The sequence below is a fragment of the Bacillus sp. FSL M8-0256 genome (genome assembly GCF_038005765.1).
In the GTDB taxonomy this organism is placed as follows: Bacteria; Bacillota; Bacilli; order Bacillales; family Bacillaceae; genus Bacillus; species Bacillus safensis.
On record NZ_JBBOTU010000001.1, the window covers coordinates 894,135 to 914,534 of the forward strand.

Consider the following 20,400-nt stretch of genomic DNA (forward strand, 5'->3'; position numbering starts at 1 on the left):
GGAGGGAAAATGAAAGAGAATAAGTTTCGAGTGATTTATGATCAGCTCGCAAGACGAATTGAGCAAGGTGAATGGCAGGATAAAGGCATCCTCCCATCAGAACATGAACTTTCTATCATGTACGACACGTCCCGGGAGACGGTGAGAAAGGCATTAAATATTCTTGTACAAAATGGCTATATTCAAAAAATCCGTGGAAAAGGCTCTGTATTGCTGAATCGGGAGAAAATGCAGTTCCCTGTTTCAGGTCTTGTCAGCTTTAAAGAGCTTTCTCAAACGCTTGGTCGAAAGACGGTCACAACGGTTCATGAATTTGGTTTAATTAAACCGGATCAGTATATTCAGTCTCAGCTGAAAATTGATGAAGAGACAGACGTCTGGAAAGTCATTCGATCTCGTAATATTAGCGGGGAAGAAGTGATTTTAGACAAGGACTACTTCTTGCAAAAGCATGTCGAAGTCTTGACTAAAGACATATGCGAAGGATCAATCTACGAGTATATTGAGGGAGAACTCGGTGTATCGATCAGCTATGCTCAAAAGGAATTTGTGGTAGAGCCATGTACAGAAGAGGATGCGAAGTACCTTGATTTGAAGGGATTTGACCATATCGTCGTGGTAAAGAATTATGTGTTCTTAGAGGATACGAGTCTATTTCAATACACAGAAAGCCGTCACCGATTAGACCGCTTCAGATTCGTCGATTTTGCTAGAAGAGAAAAAACGGACAGAGCATAGGCTCTGTCCGTTTCAACTTTTGGAGAAATGATTTATAGGAGGAAAAATGATTAGACTGAATCGACCACTAAAATTACGGGATTTAGAAATTTTTAGCGTGATGAAAGATCATCGAATATTATGTTACGTGATTATTGAAGATACTCGAAAACCGTTTACGGAAGAAGATCGAAAACTAGATCCATTATGTTATATGGATGAAGAAGATATACAAGCGATTTTGAATGTGTTTCATATTTCAATTATTAATGATGAAAAGTTAAGTGAAGAGGATTTAACTCTTGTAGAGAATTATTTTGCTGATTTTGTGAATAATACGAACTTAACGAATTTTATTATAAGAGATTATGTTCAAGAGGATTTATATGCCATCGATGATGAAGATGATATCACGTTCTTCAATAGAATGCTGCGTCATATAGGATCAGATAATGTGAAAGAATTTGATAAGCGCAATTGGATTTATTTATCCCAAGATTGAGATGAAAAGAAGACAAAGGGCTAAAATCAAGATCATTTTAGCCCTTTGTCAACAATATGAGGACAGAGCATACGCTCTGTCCTTTTTTAGGATGATACATTTTTTCTTGTACGCTTGCGCTGGTAGTAATATAGGATACCGCCTAAGGCAAGCATAAGTACACCAATCAATACAGCTGTATACATCATCGTTGCTGTATTAGGCAGTGTGCCGCCTGGAAGTCCGGTTCCATCTTGGTTTGGATCTGTACCTGTACCTCCGCCTGGCCCTGATGTACCGCCGTCTCCGCCAGTTTGATCTGGCGTTGTTCCAGCTGCCCCGCTTTGGTTGAGTACGGTATATTCGCTGAAGTGTTCAGTTTGACCTGATACGACCCCATTTTCGAACGATCCGTTACTTGTTTTGGCATAACGGTTTTTCTTGCGGTCTACATAATATACACCAGGTTTCTTCGCCTTTTGAGGCTCATCTAATGTAAAGGATAGTGTGACAGGATCTTTAAAGGTAGAAACCTTTTTCTGATCTTGTTTGATTTGGAAATCATACGTATCGGTTAATGCATTTTTCACCTTATTCGTTTTTTTCATCCATATATCTGCGCTATTTTCGGACAAATTAGAGAGCGGTAATACGAGTCCCACTTTGTCATGATAGATGGTGACGTTTGGATCTTGCTCTCTTTTCTTCAGCTCGGCTACCTGCGCTTTTGATAGAGACAATTGAACGTTTTTCGCTTCGCTCGCTTTGTCTAAATAGAGCAATGCTTTGTTTGTATGCTGCACATACGTTTGGAATTTTTCATCATCTTGAATGTCATAGGCGCCTTTTCCTTTCGCACGCGGAAGGAACACTTCTTTCACTCGATGATCGATGACAGGAGAAATATGCCCGCCGTCTGCCTGTTCAATTTGCTCTTTGAAGATTTCATAGTCAACATAGCCTAAGTCTTCGCCGTGAGAGGCTTCTGTAAAGACGCTGTAGCCATCTCCGCCTGTGCCGACAAATGCGTTTGTCGCCACGCGGTATGTTTTCTGATCATCAATGTTTGTTAGTTTGCCGTTTTGGTCTTTCAGTTTGACATCAATGAGTCTGCTGCCAACTGGTTTACTCAGCGTAAACGTATATTCAATGCCGGCTACATGAGGGAATGCGCCGCCGCCTTCCTCAATGCCTGAAAGCCCTTGTTCGAGTGCTTTCTTAATTTGGCTGCCTTTTAAATCTGCGACATAGAGTGTGTTTCCGAATGGCATGACCGTTAAAATATCACCTAATGTGATATCTCCTTTTTCAATGCTGCCTCGAATACCACCGCCGTTTGTGATGGCAAGATCAGCACCAGCAGATTCTTGTGCTTTTTTCAGCATACCGTCAGCAATAAAGTTCCCAAGGTTCGTTTCCTTCGCACGGACATGCTCGCGTTGTCCATCTAAGAGGACATCGGTAGACCCGACTTTTTCCGTTTTTAAATCTTGAATATCTGCCTTGTACTGATCGAGGATCGCTTTTGCATCGGCATCTTCTTTGACAGAGTCATCGATGGTGATGAGGTCAAAAGAAGATTCCTTTGGCTGTACGACTCCTTTTTGATTAAAGGCCACGTCTACTTTTCCTAAGAATTGTCCGTAGTCTTTTACCTGTGCGACAATCGTTGGTTCTTTCTTATTGACGACCTTTAATTTTTCAACAAGGGTGTGCGTGTGACCGCCAATGATTAAATCAATCCCGTCTACTTTTTGAGCAAGCTCAAGGTCACGGTTATAGCCAATGTGTGTTAAAGCAATGATTTTGTTGATTTTTTCTTTTGTTTGAATCGTGTTGACTGTTTCTTTTGCTTTCTTGTATGCATCCTTGAATTGAATGTTAGGACCGCTGCTGGACGTAATGGCCGTGTCTTCAGTCGTTAAGCCGAATACAGCCACCTTCTCACCGTTTACATCAAGCAGGATGTATGGGTAAATCCCAGCTTCTTTTTTCTCACCAGCTTTGAATGTGGCTGGCTTTTTCACTAAGCCGCTCAATTGTTTTTCCTTAGAGACATCAACGTTTGATGACACAATCGGGAATGCAGGCTTTTCAAATTGATGACGGTTTTTCGCATCTACATCTGATGCATCACCTGTCAGGAATTGACGAAGAACAGAAGGACCTTTGTCAAATTCATGATTACCAAACGTCATGGCATCATATTTCATTAAGTTCATCAGTTTTAGGTCGGCAAGTCCTTGCCATTTTGTGAAATATAGGTCACCAGAGAAGACATCTCCAGCATCTAATAAAATGTTGTTTTTGCTTTCGGCTCGAACTTCTTTAATCTTTGTTGCACGTCTTGCCGCATCATCAAGGTGTGCGTGTGTATCGTTTGTATGCATCACCGTTAAATTCCAGTTATCTGATGCAGGCGGTTCTGTTGTGCCATCCTCTTTAAAGGCTAGCTTGTACACGCCAAGACCATCTGTGCTGGCGTTACGAACAAAATCTACGCTGCTTGATTTTTCAGCAAACGGCTTAGCCAAAAGAGAAGATTCGAATGTGACTGTTGCGCCCTTGACTGGTGCAATGGACCAGTTTTGATCCGCACTTGGGTTGATGGTTTTTTGTTCGATAATATAATCCATCAGCACTTGGCGGTTCTCATCAGCTGAGGCAAGCACCACTTTATCTTGCGTCAGATGCGGGAAGCCCCCGCCGCCAGAAGCTCGATAGTTGTTCGTTACGACTAAAAATTCTTGATTGTCAGAGACTGGTTTCCCATTGTAGGACAGGTTTTTGATGCGGTTTGCATTCGCATTAACAAGAGTGCCTGTTGTGCTGTACTTAGCAGGCTGCGTCACATCGACTTGATAGGTGACACCATCGATCACATCAAAGTTATACGAGCGGTATTCTTCGTTTAAAATAGGCTGTTCATTTGAATTGTTTGGTTTGATCTGATTAAACTGTCCAGCAGACATCTCGAGCCAGTCTTTCACTTCACTGCCTTTCAGTTTGACAATCTGCACGGTGTTATCGTAAAGGTAGAGATCGCCGATGTTTTTAATTGCTAAATCACCTTTTGCGATATTTGTATAATAATTTACACCGTTTCGGCCGCCGGCTTTAAACGGGGCGCCTGCAGATAAAATCGGTAAGTTTTTGTATGACGTGTCCTTCATTTTTTCTTGTGCATACCATTTTTGTGCATCTGTCACAATTTGAATAGAAGGGTCATCCATCACTTGAGCAAAAAAGCTGTTAATGTCTGCTTCTGTTTTACCAACAGGTTTTCTCACATACTCAAGTGTGTTTTGATGCGTTGTTTGAATGGCATCTTTCACAGTGCTGTTTTGAGAGGTGACTCCTGCAACAGATTCAATCTTTCCTGTTCCATCTGTGACCTTCCATTTGCTGCCGTCAGGCTCTAATGTTAAATCAATGACTCCGAGGTAGCTTCCCCAGTTTTTTGACATGACGACTGGAATACCGTTGATGGTTCCTTTTGAGACATCGAATTTGTCGACGCCGCTATATTCAGCGCTTGGGAATGTGCCGTGCTGGTGACCGGACACGATCGCATCGATGCCTTTTGTTTTTGTGGCAAGGTCAAAGATCATATTTTCTGATCCTTTAGGTGAAGCGGTTTTTTCAATCCCTGTATGGGCAAGAGCGACGATGATATCTGCCCCTTTTTCCTTCATTTCAGGAATGGTTTCATTGGCAGATTCGACGATATCCTGCACTTGAACTTGTCCATCTAAATTCTTCTTATCCCACGTCATAATTTGTGGTGGAACGAATCCTATGTAACCGACTTTCACAGTTTGGGAAGCTCCGTTTGCATCTTTAAAGGTCTTATCTTGGATCACATAAGGCGTAAAACGGTGTTCTCCATTTAACTTTTTGACGTTCGCATTGACAATCGGGAAGTTAGCCCCGGCAATAGTACCATCAAGAAATGATAATCCGTAGTTAAATTCATGATTGCCAAGTGTTCCTGCATCGTACTTTAGTTTGTTGAGTGTATGAATAATGGGGTGAACCTTTGTTTGATTGATGATACTGTCTTTTTCATTTTTGTAAACGTATTCTCCAAGAGGGGTTCCTTGAATCAGGTCTCCGTTATCAACAAGGAGTGTATTTGGATTTTGTGAACGGTGCTTTTCAATCAGCTCGGCTGTTTTTGCCAAACCAAATTCATTTGTTTCTTTGTCGCTGTAATAATCGTAATTCATCATGTTCGCATGAACATCCGTTGTGGCTAAGATGCTGACTTTTACGGCATCGCCGTTTTCTATTGCTGCATGAGTAGGTACTGCTGGGAGAATGAGACTAATCATCATAATGGAAGTGAGCAGAATAGACAGGTTTTTCCTTCGTTTAGACCTATGTGCTTGCTTCTTCACCTGATCTCCGCCTTTCTAATTTTTTTGACCACAATACCTATTGTAGAAATGTTTCGTTAACTTTTGTAGTTATTTTTTGCAGATTATTGTAAAGATAACATAAATCATACGAATTACCTTGTTGAGGAAATATAAATAAGTCTAAATGCTTATTTTCATCATAAGGGGTTATCTGATCGGGATAGGATGTTTGATTTCAATGTACCCGGGTATAGTGTGTAGTGTAAACGATAATCAAGCAGGAGGGTTTCTACATGGGTAAGAAAATTGCAGTTGTATTAACAGATTACTTTGAGGATGTTGAATTCACCGAGCCTGCAAAAGCCTTTAAAGATGCAGGCCATGAGATCACAGTCATTGAAAACGAAAAAGGAAAAACAGTAAAAGGGAAGCAAGGAGAAGCAGAAGTGAGAGTGGATGCGTCCATTGATAACGTGAAGCCTGAAGACTTCGATGCACTTCTGATTCCTGGCGGGTTCTCACCAGACATTCTGCGTGCAGATGACCGCTATGTCCAGTTCACAAGAGCATTTATGGACGAGAAAAAACCAGTATTTGCGATCTGTCACGGACCGCAATTGCTCATTACAGCAAAGACACTGGAAGGCAGAGGCGCGACTGGCTATACATCCATTCAAGTAGATATGGAAAACGCAGGCGCAAAATTCAAAGATGAAGAAGTTGTTGTTTGTCAGGATCAGCTTGTGACAAGCCGTACACCTGATGACATTCCAGCATTTAACCGTGAATCATTAAAACTGCTCGCAAAATAAGCAGTTTTGACAGGATAAACAAAGCCAGCACCTTGCGGGGTGCTGGCTTTTTCTGTGCATGGATGGAAGAAAGCGGCGTAAACCGAATCCAGTTTCCTTTGCACGATTATTTTCTTAAGTTTTTTAGCTCGCTTGCGATGGCTTGCATTTCACTTGGGCTGAATGAAGATTTTTTCATCACCATTTGGTGTAGAAATTCAATATCTTCGTACTTGTCTGGACTGAAGTCCTCGGCTTTGATGACTCCAATGTTCAGCATATTTAACTTTTGCGAAATGTCTTCAATCAGCTGATTGACTTCAGCCGCTTTTTGCTCTGACAAGGGCGGCACGTCCTTTCCTGCATATGTGTTGAATAATATGTCTATTTTAACAGAAAAGCAAAAGAATAAAAGGGCTATTAAGACGACACCGAGATGTTTTTCTCCTTTTTCTCCTGCTTGATCTTATCAATGATTCGTTTAGATTCAAACACGACAACTCCTGACAAACCGATGAGGCCGATTAAGTTAGGAACAGCCATCAGTCCGTTTAGCATATCCGCTACGCCCCAGACGAAATCATTCTTAAACACGGCACCGAAAAAGACAGCAATAACAAACACAACACGATAATACATCACATATGAATCTTTCGCCAAATATGTAAAGCATTTTTCGCCATAATAGGACCAGCCAATAATGGTGGAATAGGCGAATAAAAGTAAGCCGATTGCAACAATGATTGAGCCGATTGGACCAAGGAAATGAGCAAAGGATAACGAGGTGAGTGCATCACTTTTTTCTGTGACGTACATATCGGCCATGACAATTGTGATCCCTGTAATGGAACAAACAATCATCGTATCAATAAAGACTTGCGTCATTGACACAAGCGCTTGACGAGCAGGCATATCTGTTTTTGCAGCAGCAGCAGCGATTGGTGCAGAACCGAGACCTGCTTCATTGGAAAATACCCCTCTCGCCACACCCCAGCGGATTACGGTTCCGATCGCACCGCCTGCAACGGCTTGGCCTGTAAATGCATCCGTAAAAATGAGCCCGACGGCACTTGGGACAAGATCCGCATTCATGACAAGAATGATCAGTCCGCAAATGACGTAGAATAAAGCCATGACCGGTACAAAAATAGCCGTCACACGGCCAATGCTTTTAATCCCGCCTAAAATCACGAGGGCAGTAAAGACTGTAATGATAATGCCGGTGATCCATGTTGGAATCTGAAAGGTTGAATTCATGACACCAGAAATAGAATTTGACTGCACGAGATTCCCAATCCCAAATGCAGCCGTGGCGCCAAAAATAGCAAACAGCACCCCTAGCCATTTTTGCTTCAAGCCATGCTCCAAATAGTACATCGGCCCGCCGGACATTTCCCCTTTTTCATTTTTGACACGGTATTTCACTGCGAGAACAGCTTCAGCATATTTAGTCGCCATTCCAAAGAACGCTGCAAACCACATCCAAAACACAGCGCCTGGTCCGCCGGCAATGACAGCAGAGGCGACCCCTACAATATTTCCCGTTCCAACCGTTGCAGCAAGGGCTGTCATTAATGCTTGGAAGTGAGAAATATCACCTTCTGATGTCTTATCTTGCTTTGAAAATGCCAGCTTAAGCGAATAGGGGAGCAGCCTAATTTGAATGAAGAGCACGCGAAAGGTAAGGTAAATCCCTGTCCCCACGATCAAAAACAAAAGCGGCGGTCCCCATAATACATCATTGATACTGCTGACAATCTGTTCTACCCATCCCATATGTATCCCCCTTTATTTGTTTATTTCTCCTAAAGTGTCACCTTTTTTTGTATAATGTGTCAATGCCGATGGGAGTTTTTCTTGCAAAGTTTTCAAAAGAAAAAGGGCTTGATATGATAGAGAAAAGGTTTTCGAAAGCAGTTCTTAGGGAAAAGATAGGAGGAGAATGAAGGATGATTCATGTATTATTCGTATGTCTTGGCAATATTTGCAGGTCACCGATGGCAGAGGCCATGTTTAGAAAACGAGTAGAAGATGAGGGGCTAAGCGAGCACTTTGTCATTGATTCAGCAGGCATTGGCGGCTGGCATCAAGGCAGTCCTCCGCATGAAGGAACACGAAAGCTGCTTGATGAAAAAGGGATCAGCTATGAAGGGATGTCCGCAAGACAAATCATAGATGAGGACATCACAGCATACGACTATATCATTGCGATGGATGCTGAAAATGTAGGGGCACTTCGCAGTATAGCCGGCTATGGGAAACATCACTTTATTGGCCGTCTTCTTGACTTTGTTGAAGACGACGATCGAGATGATGTGCCAGACCCTTATTACACTGGAAACTTTGAGGAAGTACATGATTTAATTGAAAAAGGAATTGATCGTTTTTTGACGTATGTAAAAAAAGAGAAACACCTTTAACTGAAAGGAGATCAGACGAGATGGAAGAGAAAAATCAAATCATGCTTCGAGGAGCTATGATAGGAGCAGCTTGCGGCGCACTGCTGACATTATTTCATCGGCCAACGAGAATCGCGCTCAAAGACAAATGGGATGACTGTCAGGAAAAGCTGGCGGAATACCGTCAGGAGCCAGCCAGAATTTCTGCTTGTATGAAAGAAAAAATGGAAGAAACGAAGCAGCTGATGCGAACAGTCTCAGATGATTTGTCATTTTTAAATGAACAAGTCAATCAGTTAAAGGAAACAACCCCAAAAGTATTAGAGATTATTGAAGAAACAAAGGATCACTTTCGATCGAAATAGAAAGATTGATCATTGGAGATGAGGCGTATGGGTTTTATTAAAGCGTTAATTGAACGCTTTTTGCTGCATGAAGGACCGGCAAAATCTGCTGAGCTTGCTTACTTCTTTTTGCTTTCATTATTTCCGTTTCTCATCTTCGTGCTGACACTCGTTGGATATTTGCCACTGACGTCGAAGGATGTCCTAAGCGTCATCTCTGGTTATGCGCCAGAAGGAGCGCTTTCGATGATTGAATCCATTGCCGAAGAGACACTGAACAGCCGTAACGGCGGATTGCTGTCATTCGGGATTATTGCCGCCCTTTGGTCTGCATCTAACGGGATTAATGCCGTCGTCAGAGCATTTAACCATGCTTACGAAGTTGAGGAAAATCGTTCCTTCATTCTCGTACGTTTAACATCAATCATCTTAACCATAGCAATGGTTCTTACGATTATTTTTGCCTTAATGCTGCCTGTCTTTGGAAAAGAACTTGGCTTATTTCTCGCTGAATTAGTCGGGCAGTCAGATGCCTTTCTCACCATTTGGACGGCCATGAGGTGGATCATTAGCCCGCTGATTTTATTGATTGTGTTTACAGCCTTGTACTATTTCGCCCCAAACATTAGACTGAAATTGAAATTTGTTCTGCCAGGCGCCATTTTTGCCTCAATTGGATGGATTTTGGTGAGCATGCTGTTCTCATTTTACGTAGGCGAGTTTGCGAATTACAGTGCGATGTACGGAAGTATTGGGGGAATCATTATTTTAATGATCTGGTTCTATTTAACCGGCATCATGATTATCCTTGGCGGGGAGCTCAATGCGCTTTTACATAAGCGTAAAATCGTACCAGGCAAGGTGTGAAGAAATCCGGGCATCCTAAAGAAGAACGAACATGTTCAATCTTGATGGATGGGGGAATCACATATGTCCAAACAATCGAAAAAAGGCGGAAGCAACACGAAACAAAACAAAGGCCATCAGCCAAAGCACAAAACAAGCGGCAGTGCAAACGGGCAAAATGGTTATCATTAAATGAAAAAACTCCTCTGCATAGGTGCAGGGGAGTTTTTATTTCGACAATCGTATATATCGCTTAAGGATAAAAGCTGTATCAGGTTTTGACTGGTAATGAGGATCATGCTGAAATCCTGCGTTTATTGCTACACGTTCACTTCTGACATGGCCAGCAGGACAAAAAATTTCAAATCCATCCACTTTAGGAGCAAAGGTTTCTGTCATAGATTTGACGATGGTTGTCACAATGCCCTGTCCTTGCGCGTCTTCATCAATCCAATAACCGATATTGCCTAATTGTTGATTAAATGTCAGACGGAACACACCGATTAATTGCTCGTTCAGCTGAATGCCAGCTTCCAACCCTTTTTGTTCATTGTAGGTGGTTTGAGTTGATTGAATAAACGTTTTGACAGCTTCTACGCTTTGGCATTGATGAACCCAAGGCAGCCACTCCCCTAAATGGGCCTTATTCTTTTGAATAAGGCTAAATAGTGAGTCGGCATCATCTAATTGTAGAGATGCCAAAGTCAATTCATTTGTGATGTGATATGTAAACAACGATTGATCCCCCATTTTAGTGACTTTCCAGCACTGCCTGCGTTCTCCCAAATCGAACGCAGCAAAACACAAATAATATGACGATGCTGACAAGGTAAAGTAAATTCATTCCTTCAAACGTTTGCACAAAGAATCCTCCGAGTACCGGCCCGAGAATACTGCCTGCACTAAACGCCATTCCGCACATCAAATTCCCGGCGGGAAGCAGATGCTTTGGCAATAAGTCGGTCATATAACTGATGCCAAGTGAGAAGGTAGAGCCTACAGCCATTCCGGCAATAAAGAAACAGATAGCTACAGCCAGAACGGATTGAATGAAAATTCCTGCCAAAAGGAAAAAGAATGATCCAGCGAGTGTCACACATAAAATGATGCGGCGCCTGCCAAACCGGTCACTGAGCATCCCAAGAGGAAGCTGAAAGACAATGCTCCCAATGGCAAACGCAGGTAAAATAAATGCAACCGCATCTACTGTCACACCGCTTCTGAGTGCATACACAGGGAAGTTACTGTTAAGCGTTGTTTCTAAAAAGCCATAGCAAAATGGCATCATAAAGGCGACCCAGCCAAATTGAAAGGCCTTTTTAAAGCGCTTTAAACTGTTTGTCTGCTCTGACGTTTGCACTTCGCCTGTATCTGGATATGTATTTTTTAAAACAAACACAAGCAGCCAAATACATAAACTAACTGCACCAGAAACAATAAAAGGCAAGGCTGGATTGATCTCAATGAGCGGCGTTAAAAAAGGGCCGGCGGCAAAACCGAGTCCAAATGATAATCCATACAATGAAATATTTCGTCCGCGATTTCTTGATGATGAAGCATAGGTCACCCACGTCTGTGTAGAGAAATGCAGCATATGGTCACCAATCCCGATCATGAGCCGGAGGAAGAACCAGACGACATAAGATTCAAAAAACACAAAGCTAAATAAGCTTAAAAAGACAGCGGCGCCTCCAATGACGATTAATGGCTTAAATCCAAACCGGCGAAGCGGTGCTTCCATAAAAGGAGACGCAAGCAGCACACCGAGATATAAGCCTGTGGCATGCAGTCCGTTTAACGTAGGAGAAGTACCGGCATGTTCAAAGATAATGGAAATGACAGGAAGTAATGCACCCTGTGAAAAACCAGATACGGATACAAGTAAAATTAAAATCATAAAGTGAATTCTCGACATAAGATGCTCCTTACAAGTTCATGCTTTCATCGTACAATGGAACCATAGGGGTTTCAATAGAAAGGTGGAAAACGAATGACGCTGACATACAAAAAGGATCATTGGATCGCACATATCGAGGACAGGCAGCTGCCTATATCAGGAACAGAAGAACTGGGGTTCCGCCCATCTCAATTATTCACCTCAGCCGTTGCAGGCTGCTTTGGAGAAATGCTTATTCATGTATGCCGTAAAAAGCGAATATCCTATGAAGGGCTGACGATCACACCTGAAACGACAAGGGTAGGAGCTGTAAACAAAATTTCCTGCATTCATTTACATATCTTATTTGAAGACATCAATACATCTGATGAACAAATCGATAAAGTGATCACCCTTGCATTGAAGCATTGCTCTATGGTGCAGTCTGTGAAAGGGAGTATTGATATCACTTTCTCACACGCGCGAATCTAAAATGTATACGATGCCGGTACTCACGAAAGAATAACAGTCAGACATATGTAAAGGAGAATGGCTGTATGAATCGTTTGTTTCTTGTAATTGTCGCAATCGGTGTTCCGCTATCGGTGATTGGCAGTTTTCTTCATTTCCCGCAGGTCATCATGTTTGCCGTTTATTGTATCGCCATTATTGGTCTTGCTAGTTTTATGGGAAGAGCCACAGAAAGTCTTGCCATCATTGCGGGACCTAGAATTGGCGGACTTTTAAACGCCACTTTCGGAAATGCAGTGGAATTAATCATATCGTTTTTTGCCTTAAAGCAAGGACTGACGGCCATTGTACTTGCTTCATTAACTGGATCAGTCATCGGAAATTTACTGCTTGTGGCGGGGCTGTCTTTTTTTGTTGGCGGATTAAAATATAAGCGCCAAGTGTTCAATGTCCATGATGCAAGGCACAATTCAGGCTTGCTCATGTTTGCCATCATTGTAGCGTTTGTCGTTCCAGAAGTGTTTTCGGTGGAGATGGCAGAGAATAAACAGTTTGTTTTAAGCATTGGGATCAGCATTGTGATGATTTTGCTTTATGTTGCGGCGCTTTATTTCAAACTAGTCAGCCACCGCGGTGTTTATGTTGCCAAGCAGGAGAGCGGGCAAGGTGAAGCGGAGACGGAAGAAGAAACACCTGAATGGTCTGGGAAGTTTGCCACCGTGATTTTGCTACTTTCGACGATCGCAGTTGCGTACATTTCAGAGCGCCTTGTTCATACATTTGATACGGTAGGAGAACAGTTTGGCTGGAGTGAGCTGTTTATCGGTGTCATTATTGTGGCCATCGTCGGCAACGCCGCAGAACATGCCTCAGCTGTTATCATGGCGTATAAAAACAAAATGGATGTAGCAGTGGAAATTGCCTTTGGCTCCACGCTTCAGGTTGCCATGATGGTCGCGCCAATCCTTGTCATCAGCTCGCTATTTTTTGATAAGCAGATGCCGCTCATTTTCTCCTTGCCAGAGCTCATTGCGATGGCATCCTCTGTGCTGCTCACGGTCATTTTATCAAATGATGGGGATACAAACTGGTTTGAAGGCGCCACATTACTCGCTGCCTATTTTATTATGGCGATTGGATTTTTCCTTTTATAATCTTTTGTGGATAAGGGACGTCTTTGCGGAAAATACTATGGAAAAATGAATGAGAAAGAGTGATGATATGAAAAAGATGCTCCGCATCATGTTTGTTGTTCTCTTATCCTTAAGTTTTCTATACAGCTTTCCAGCGGAGGCGGCAAAGCCATTTAAAGTGCCATCCTCTGTCGCCAGTATCTCCAAGGAGAATACGTATCCAAACGCGTCACAGGATCAGCCGCTGCTCCAGCCGAGCGAGCTGACGGCTGAATTGTTCAAAACAACAAGTGTACCGATTGAGAATACTCATTTGATTAAAATGCTGAATGAATCCAGCATTTCAGGAACGCCATTAGCTGTTGGATACCGTGCGACCATTTTCCTCGGAAGGTGGGCGCTGAGCTACGATTCAAACGAAACGGTCGCCAACTGGGAATACAAAAAAGTGAATACGAACCACATTGATAACAGAGGCGGCAACAAAACAGCCATTGGAAAATACGTTCAAAAGCAGCAAGTGAAAGTAAGCGGCGGGCTCACAGCAAAAGTGCCGAACCCAGAAGATGTGAAAACATTGATGATGCAAAAAGCGATTCAAAAAACAAAGCTGCCCCTCGCTTTTGACACCGTGATTGGTGCAGGAACAAAACGAGATCAGTCATACCACGTCTCTCCGAAAAAAGCAGCATCGCTTCATGCCTATGCACCAGCGATTAACGAAAAAGGTAAGGTCACATACGGAGAAGTGTACCTTGTGCTAAAAGGAAATAAACGAAAACTCGTCGTAAAAAACGTGACCTCACAAGGAATCGGAGCTTGGATACCTGTTCAGGATCACTTGACGTTTGGGTTTCAAGGGATGAATTAAAACAGTCATCTCCTCTTATCAATAGAGGAGATGACTGTTTTTTGCTAATAGGGTTTCTCTTTTTTTCTTTTTAGTTCATTTTTGTAAAAGTCAAAGGCGTTATATAAATACCAAATGATAAAAAGAAAGAAGATAACTTTAGTCAATATCGGTAAGTTGTTGAAAGTAAGACATAGGCCAAAATAAGGGATGATCATAAATCCATAATAAGAAAACCACCATGTTTTAAAAATGAAACTCATCTCCTTGGAAATTGTAGACATTGACATCTTATACATATATTACATTTTTTTGAGAAAATAAAAAAGCCATAGTAGAAGTTGAATGAACTCAACGACTACTATGGCTTAAGTTTTTTATTCCCCTAAATCCACATTATGATAAACCTGCTGCACGTCTTCAAGCTCTTCTAAAACATCGATCAGCTTTTCAAATTGTGCTTTCGATTCTTCATCTAATGTCACTTCGTTTTGAGGGAGCATCGTAATTTCAGCGACAGTGAATTCTTCTACGCCGGCTTGTTTGAATGCTTCTTGTACTTGATGGAATTGATCTGGTTCAGCGTACACAATCACCGTTTCATCTTCTTCCATGATGTCACGTACATCAACGTCTGCTTCCATTAAAAGCTCAAGCGTTTCTTCTTCGCTTTTCCCTTCGACACCGATGACAGCTGTTTCGTCAAACATGTAGGCAACAGAGCCGCTTACGCCCATGTTTCCACCGTTTTTCCCAAATGCTGCTCGAACATCTGAAGCTGTACGGTTCACGTTATTGGTGAGGGCATCAACGATGACCATTGATCCGTTTGGACCAAATCCTTCGTAGCGCAGCTCATCGAAGTTCTCTTCCGCACCGCCTTTGGCTTTTTCAATGGCACGATCCACAATATGTTTTGGGACACTATATGTTTTTGCACGTTCTAGGACAAAACGAAGTGCTTGGTTTGATTCTGGGTTTGGCTCACCTTGTTTGGCAGCCACATAGATTTCACGCCCGAATTTTGCGTAAATACGACTTGTACTGGCATCCTTTGATGCTTTCTTTTCTTTAATGTTGTTCCACTTACGACCCATCTTATTCACTCTCTTTCACTTAGAAAATACACAGTATGAGGGTCCCCATGCTGCATGAAATCATTCTGCTATCTATTATACATGAATCAGTCAAGAGGATAGAAGTAAGAGGGCTGAAATGAAAAGAATTGTTAGCGAATGTTTAATTGTTCCAAGTTTCTCGCAAGCCCGAGTCAGCCCGGCAACTTGTATATAAAAAATAACCCCATCATAAATGAGGTTATTTTGCAGGCTGAGGGTAAGCGAGATCCTCAAGCAATTTGACATCATGCTGATGAAGTTGTTTGATCATTTCTTTTCGCACAGCAAGGGCGGCTTCGAAGTATTTTTCGTCTTCGACCATTCCCTTTACTGTGATTTCAATCCCGCGATTCAGCTTATTCAAGCCCATAATTCCATGAACCTGAAAGGGTTCAATGGCGTTTTGGAATTCATCTTTTTTAAGAAAATCATGATGCATTTGATTTAAATTGTCACATGCTGATTCAAGTGCTTGAAAGGCGATATCAGGGTTTTGATTCGCGCTAATTAACACAGATTCCGTAATCCGCATGTAGTGCATGTTATAGTTTTGGATTTGCCGGATATCTCCGTTAGAAATGGTTAACAGCTTGCCGCTCCATTCTCTAATTTGCAGAGAGCGGAGACCAATCTCTTCAATGGTTCCATTAAAGAGGTTATTCACCGTCACATAATCCCCTTTATGAATCTGACGTTCATAGATAAGAAAAACGCCTGCTAAAATATCACGAATCAGCGTCTGTGCGCCAAAACCGATGACGATCCCAGCGACACCAGCACCCGCAAGAATTTTCCCAAAGTCATGAAAGAACAGAGAAATGACATAGAGCACAAAGCAAATCGAAGCGGTGTATTGCGTGACCGATTTGACCAAGCTCTCGATCGTTTTCTTCTTCTTGTCCTCTATAAACTCAGTTCGTTTAAAGAAAATTTGAAGGGCTTTGTTAATCATAAAGACGGCAAGCCAAAGAACGAGTCCAACAAGGAGAATTTCAATATATTTATTTTTGACCACTGTCAGAAATGTATCATCCATCTATCGGTTACCCCCTGGCTGTACGAGAAGTAAAATCAACATCTTGATAATAGCTGTTTTTCACTAGAACATTCGGACCGAGGCACTGCACGCTTGGGCAATGACAATTCAGTTCTTTTGCTAATTTTGTGTTCATCCAGCGTGTATAGGCTGATTGCAATGTATCAGTTGCAATGTTTCCAAGCGGCGGTGTATCGCCAAAGTCTGTCACAATAATATTCCCATCAAAAATATTCACATTCAACCGTGAACGTCCATCAGGGTCATTTCGTACCGTGACATTTTTCTCCTGGCGCAATCGGTTGAGGAGTCGCTGGTCTTCTTCATCTGTGCTGCATGAATAAAACGGCAGGGTGCCAAACAGCATCCAGGTGTTTTGATCACGAATATCAAGCAGCTGATGAATCGCATCCCGCATTTGCGGAAGCGTCAATGATTCAAGGGCGCTGGCGAAATCACTTGGATACATCGGGTGAACTTCGTGGCGCTGGCATTTCATTTCCTCGACGATTTGCCGGTGGATGTGTTCGATATATGGAAGCGTACGCTTATTCAGCATGGTTTCAGCGGATACGGTTACGCCCGCTTTGACAAGTGCCTGACTATTTTCAATCATGCGGTTAAATAATTTCTCGCGCTGCTCAAAGGTTGGTTTTCGATCCATCATGGCAAAGCCGACTGTTGCAAACTCTTCGACAGTGCCCCAGTTATGTGAAATGTGAAGGACATCTAAGTATGGAATAATTTCTTCATACCGGGCCAAATCAAGGGTTAAATTTGAATTGATCTGTGTACGGACGCCGCGTTCATGGGCATACTTTAATAAAGGGACGACATATTCCCGTACAGATTTAAGAGAAAGCATGGGCTCTCCGCCTGTAATACTAAGTGAGCGCAGAAGCGGAACTTCATCTAAACGGCGAAGTAACAAATCAATCGGCAGCGCATTCGGATCCTTAGGCTGTAAGGTATAGCCGACCGCACAATGCTCGCATCTCATGTTACACAGTGTTGTTGTCGTAAATTCAATATTTGTCAGCTTCATTTCTCCGTAATCCTGCACATCGAGATAGGCTTCCCAGGGGTCGTATGCAGGTGTAATCGGACGAAGTGCTGTTTTTTGGTTCATGGTATCTATCTCCTTTTCATTCGGGCAAACGTAGACCCGCCAACAGTTAATTTTAAGCCTCATCACGGTTATACGCAAGGGGGACACAATTGATTTGCAAGGGAAAAAAAGATAAGCTATAAACAAATGCTAAAGGGAGTGTATCGATGGGTAAGGCAGCAGACAGCAAAGAGCAGCAGGTTGATTATTTAAAGAACCGATTAGATATGTTTATGAATGTGATTGATTCATTAGATCCCGAATCAACAGACGTTGAGGATATAGACAGACTGATCCAGATGATTGATGACCTGGAAGCGAAATATGAACGGTTTAAAAACGATTGGAAGGAAGAATAGCTCGCGCGATGCGGGCTTTTTTCTTTAAATTGGCAGGTGAATCGGTGTATGAGTCTCGGTCTTATTCTGCACAATAGAAGAAAAACCGGGAAGTGACGTAAATGAAAAAATACATGCTGATCTGTTTATGTGCGCTTTTTGTTTCCATGCCTCTCTCAAAAGCGGAAGCCGTGTCTAATAAGCCCATCCACTGGGGATTTGCGAAAAGTAAAGAGCACAGGCCGCCGGATGCGGGCAAAGAATTAACGGCACTCTTAAAAAAGTATGATGCGTTCTATTTAGGCAACACGAAAAAGAAAGAGATTTATTTTACCTTCGACAATGGCTATGAAAATGGGTACACGCCCAAGATCTTAGACGTGCTGAAAAAACATCAAGTACCAGGAACCTTTTTTGTGACAGGTCACTTTGTAAAGGACCAGCCTGGGCTTGTCAAACGTATGGCAGAAGAAGGTCATATCATTGGCAACCATTCCTATCATCATCCAGATTTAACAACAAAGAGCACGAAAGAAATCAAAGAAGAACTGGACCGTGTCAATGAAGCTGTGTACAAAATCACAGGAAAACAAGATAACCTCTATCTTCGTCCGCCGCGCGGTGTGTTCAGTGAACGGGTATTAAAAGAAACAAAACAGCTCGGCTACCAAACCGTTTTCTGGTCAGTGGCGTTTGTGGACTGGCATATCCATCATCAAAAAGGAAAACAGTATGCTTACGATCAAATGATGAAGCAGGCGCACCCAGGAGCCATTTACTTACTTCATACCGTCTCAAGAGACAATGCCGAAGCGCTGGATGATGCCATCACCGCTCTGAAAAAACAAGGATATTCCTTTAAAAGTCTAGACGATCTCATGCTTGAAAAAGTATGGCATCTGCCACAGCTATAGAAAGAAGCCTGCAGAAGACCTGCAGGCTTTTTGATTATCCCTCTCTGATTTTACGCTGAAACAAAAGAGGATGATGACGTGAAAAAGAGTCAATCAAGCCCTCGCCGAAAACGGTGATGCTTTGCTCCCAAGGATGTCCTAGCAGTCCCCAATCCATTTCTTTTGATAAAAAGAAATAGTAATCCCCATTAGGGAGAATAGGAACTTTCCATTCTCCAAATTCATCTTTTTCAAACAAGCCATATGGTGTGATCCAGTAGCATTCGTGCTGCCAATCAAGTGCCAGCATATATTCGTCCGTTCCAGTGATATTCTCCTGAAAAGAGAGCAGTGCCTTTTTTTCAAGATCTTCATCTGTATGTAGAAGAGAAGAGTCCTCAAAATAAGCAGAGATATCATATGTGATGTAAGGAGAGGGTGCTTGAAAAGCGGGAAAGCGAGAGATGCTTGGTTTAAATTTGAACTCTCGAGCAAATGTCTTCCAGGCGAATTTTAATTCTTTGTCTTTCAGTGGAATCCAGTTTTCCATATGATCTTCCTCCCAAGCACTTCTCTCAAAACATTATTTAAAAATCCTAAACCACCCTTTATGTTTAAACCATAAAAGCATACCTGAGACGAGGAGCCCCATGAAAATCAACACGCCAAAATATCCGTACTTCCAGTGTAATTCAGGCATGTTGTCAAAGTTCATTCCGTACACCCCAACAATAAAGGTCAGTGGAATAAAAATGGTCGACACAATGGTTAATGTCATCATAATCGCATTCATCCGGTTGGAATTCAGCGTCTGATAGCTGTCTCGTAAATCGGCTGTCATATCACGGTTTGACTCAACAATTTCGGTTAGTTTTAATAGATGATCATAAATATCATTAAAATACGCTTGACGGTTTGTATCGCTCTTCATCATATTCGTGTTCACAATACGATATAAAAGGTCCCTCATCGGGATAATCGTTCTTCGCAGTTTGAGTAAATCTGAGCGAATCCCGAATACTTCGTTCATCAACGTGCCATACGTTTTATGCCCTTCTTCATCCTCAATTTCATTCAGCCTGTCTTCAATTTGATAAATAATAGGGAAATAATCATCAACAAGCTGATCAATCAGCATGTAGGCAATATGCTCAGGTCCGCTGTTTCTCGCTTTATCAGACCCTTTGAGCTTTCGAATCACACGTTCAACGTACGGCGCTTCCTTCAAATGAAAGGTCACGATATAGTTTTCACCAACAAACAGATCGACTTCCTCAGAACGAAGCGTTTTTTGATTAAGGGCATGCAGCACGAAAAACAAATACCCTTCATAAAAATCAAGCTTGGGCCGCTGTAAATAATGAAAACAATCTTCAATCGCAAGCGGATGGAAATGAAAATATTCCTTTAAAAGCGCTGCTTCCTTTTCCGTTGGCGCATGAAAATCAATCCAATACCAGGCGATATCGGGGCTTGAAAGCTGCTGCAATGTTGCATGTTCAATCAAGTCGCCGTTTTTTGTCACTGCAAGTTTTCTCAGCATGTGCACCCCTCCAGACTTGCATTATATCATGAAGCAGCACCGGTGAACTTATACGTTTTCTTCATAAAAAAAAGCCGATCTCATTTTTGAGATCG

At 42.2% G+C, this 20,400-nt stretch carries 21 protein-coding genes; 11 read left to right on the plus strand and 10 right to left on the minus strand.

Annotated elements, in window-relative coordinates:
* Positions 1-9 precede the first annotated feature (9 nt).
* Together treR and NSQ76_RS04360 are read left to right on the plus strand one after the other, a co-directional pair.
* Positions 10-738: a trehalose operon repressor gene (treR, locus tag NSQ76_RS04355; protein ID WP_341052668.1), complete on the plus strand. Its 729-nt coding sequence runs from the start codon at positions 10-12 to the stop codon at positions 736-738.
* 46 nt (positions 739-784) lie between these two features.
* Positions 785-1,219 (plus strand): hypothetical protein, encoded by a 435-nt coding sequence (locus NSQ76_RS04360; protein ID WP_034623148.1) that lies wholly within the window; start codon positions 785-787, stop codon positions 1,217-1,219.
* An 86-nt stretch (positions 1,220-1,305) separates the two neighbouring features.
* On the opposite strand, the gene NSQ76_RS04365 is transcribed toward NSQ76_RS04360, so the two are convergent.
* The gene (locus NSQ76_RS04365; protein ID WP_341052671.1) at positions 1,306-5,598 is read right to left on the minus strand and encodes a multifunctional 2',3'-cyclic-nucleotide 2'-phosphodiesterase/3'-nucleotidase/5'-nucleotidase; all 4,293 of its coding nucleotides are present in this window, start codon (positions 5,596-5,598) and stop codon (positions 1,306-1,308) included.
* Positions 5,599-5,852: 254 nt separating this feature from the next.
* On the opposite strand from NSQ76_RS04365, the gene NSQ76_RS04370 reads away from it, so the two are divergent.
* Positions 5,853-6,371, plus strand: a complete 519-nt coding sequence (locus NSQ76_RS04370; RefSeq protein ID WP_024425275.1) for a type 1 glutamine amidotransferase domain-containing protein — start codon at positions 5,853-5,855, stop codon at positions 6,369-6,371.
* A gap of 106 nt (positions 6,372-6,477) precedes the next feature.
* Here NSQ76_RS04370 and NSQ76_RS04375 read toward each other — a convergent pair whose 3' ends face one another.
* Both NSQ76_RS04375 and NSQ76_RS04380 read right to left on the minus strand, forming a co-directional pair.
* On the minus strand, positions 6,478-6,693 hold the full coding sequence (locus NSQ76_RS04375; RefSeq protein ID WP_003214000.1) for a DUF1128 domain-containing protein: 216 nt from the start codon (positions 6,691-6,693) through the stop codon (positions 6,478-6,480).
* 77 nt (positions 6,694-6,770) lie between these two features.
* Complete coding sequence (locus NSQ76_RS04380; protein WP_024425851.1) at positions 6,771-8,126, minus strand: alanine/glycine:cation symporter family protein; 1,356 nt, start codon at positions 8,124-8,126, stop codon at positions 6,771-6,773.
* A 173-nt stretch (positions 8,127-8,299) separates the two neighbouring features.
* Here NSQ76_RS04380 and NSQ76_RS04385 point away from each other — a divergent pair, with 173 nt between their 5' ends.
* The 3 genes from NSQ76_RS04385 to NSQ76_RS04395 are packed head-to-tail and all read left to right on the plus strand — an operon-like array spanning position 8,300 to position 9,960.
* A complete protein-coding gene (locus NSQ76_RS04385) occupies positions 8,300-8,770 on the plus strand; it encodes a low molecular weight protein-tyrosine-phosphatase (protein ID WP_024425273.1) in 471 nt (156 codons plus the stop codon).
* Positions 8,771-8,790: 20 nt separating this feature from the next.
* The gene (locus NSQ76_RS04390) at positions 8,791-9,114 is read left to right on the plus strand and encodes a YtxH domain-containing protein (RefSeq protein WP_135032903.1); all 324 of its coding nucleotides are present in this window, start codon (positions 8,791-8,793) and stop codon (positions 9,112-9,114) included.
* A gap of 27 nt (positions 9,115-9,141) precedes the next feature.
* Complete coding sequence (locus NSQ76_RS04395) at positions 9,142-9,960, plus strand: YihY/virulence factor BrkB family protein (RefSeq protein ID WP_024425272.1); 819 nt, start codon at positions 9,142-9,144, stop codon at positions 9,958-9,960.
* 207 nt (positions 9,961-10,167) lie between these two features.
* Here NSQ76_RS04395 and NSQ76_RS04400 read toward each other — a convergent pair whose 3' ends face one another.
* Positions 10,168-10,674, minus strand: a complete 507-nt coding sequence (locus tag NSQ76_RS04400; protein ID WP_034623158.1) for a GNAT family N-acetyltransferase — start codon at positions 10,672-10,674, stop codon at positions 10,168-10,170.
* A 16-nt stretch (positions 10,675-10,690) separates the two neighbouring features.
* A complete protein-coding gene (locus tag NSQ76_RS04405) occupies positions 10,691-11,854 on the minus strand; it encodes an MFS transporter (protein WP_024425270.1) in 1,164 nt (387 codons plus the stop codon).
* Positions 11,855-11,929: 75 nt separating this feature from the next.
* On the opposite strand from NSQ76_RS04405, the gene NSQ76_RS04410 reads away from it, so the two are divergent.
* From NSQ76_RS04410 to NSQ76_RS04420, 3 genes are all read left to right on the plus strand, one after another.
* A complete protein-coding gene (locus tag NSQ76_RS04410; RefSeq protein WP_341052679.1) occupies positions 11,930-12,307 on the plus strand; it encodes an OsmC family protein in 378 nt (125 codons plus the stop codon).
* A 65-nt stretch (positions 12,308-12,372) separates the two neighbouring features.
* Entirely contained in the window at positions 12,373-13,440 is a 1,068-nt protein-coding gene (gene cax, locus NSQ76_RS04415) for a calcium/proton exchanger (protein ID WP_034623163.1), read from the plus strand.
* A gap of 67 nt (positions 13,441-13,507) precedes the next feature.
* The gene (locus NSQ76_RS04420) at positions 13,508-14,290 is read left to right on the plus strand and encodes a YfkD famly protein (RefSeq protein ID WP_024425268.1); all 783 of its coding nucleotides are present in this window, start codon (positions 13,508-13,510) and stop codon (positions 14,288-14,290) included.
* Between the two features lie 356 nt (positions 14,291-14,646).
* Here the strand turns inward: NSQ76_RS04420 and NSQ76_RS04425 are convergent, their stop codons facing one another.
* From NSQ76_RS04425 to yfkAB, 3 genes are all read right to left on the minus strand, one after another.
* Entirely contained in the window at positions 14,647-15,366 is a 720-nt protein-coding gene (locus NSQ76_RS04425; protein WP_341052681.1) for a YebC/PmpR family DNA-binding transcriptional regulator, read from the minus strand.
* Positions 15,367-15,586: 220 nt separating this feature from the next.
* On the minus strand, positions 15,587-16,423 hold the full coding sequence (locus tag NSQ76_RS04430) for a mechanosensitive ion channel family protein (protein ID WP_025093505.1): 837 nt from the start codon (positions 16,421-16,423) through the stop codon (positions 15,587-15,589).
* Positions 16,424-16,430: 7 nt separating this feature from the next.
* Positions 16,431-17,552 (minus strand): radical SAM/CxCxxxxC motif protein YfkAB, encoded by a 1,122-nt coding sequence (yfkAB, locus tag NSQ76_RS04435; protein WP_024425845.1) that lies wholly within the window; start codon positions 17,550-17,552, stop codon positions 16,431-16,433.
* 146 nt (positions 17,553-17,698) lie between these two features.
* Between yfkAB and NSQ76_RS04440 the strand changes: the two genes are divergently transcribed.
* Positions 17,699-17,890 carry an SE1561 family protein gene (locus tag NSQ76_RS04440; protein WP_012009274.1) on the plus strand — a complete coding sequence of 64 codons (192 nt, stop codon included), beginning with the start codon at positions 17,699-17,701 and terminating at the stop codon, positions 17,888-17,890.
* 101 nt (positions 17,891-17,991) lie between these two features.
* A complete protein-coding gene (gene pdaA, locus NSQ76_RS04445; protein ID WP_251232621.1) occupies positions 17,992-18,783 on the plus strand; it encodes a delta-lactam-biosynthetic de-N-acetylase in 792 nt (263 codons plus the stop codon).
* 34 nt (positions 18,784-18,817) lie between these two features.
* On the opposite strand, the gene NSQ76_RS04450 is transcribed toward pdaA, so the two are convergent.
* Together NSQ76_RS04450 and corA are read right to left on the minus strand one after the other, a co-directional pair.
* A complete protein-coding gene (locus NSQ76_RS04450; protein ID WP_285707547.1) occupies positions 18,818-19,312 on the minus strand; it encodes a DUF2716 domain-containing protein in 495 nt (164 codons plus the stop codon).
* Between the two features lie 33 nt (positions 19,313-19,345).
* Positions 19,346-20,305, minus strand: a complete 960-nt coding sequence (corA, locus tag NSQ76_RS04455; protein WP_025093503.1) for a magnesium/cobalt transporter CorA — start codon at positions 20,303-20,305, stop codon at positions 19,346-19,348.
* Positions 20,306-20,400 lie beyond the last annotated feature (95 nt).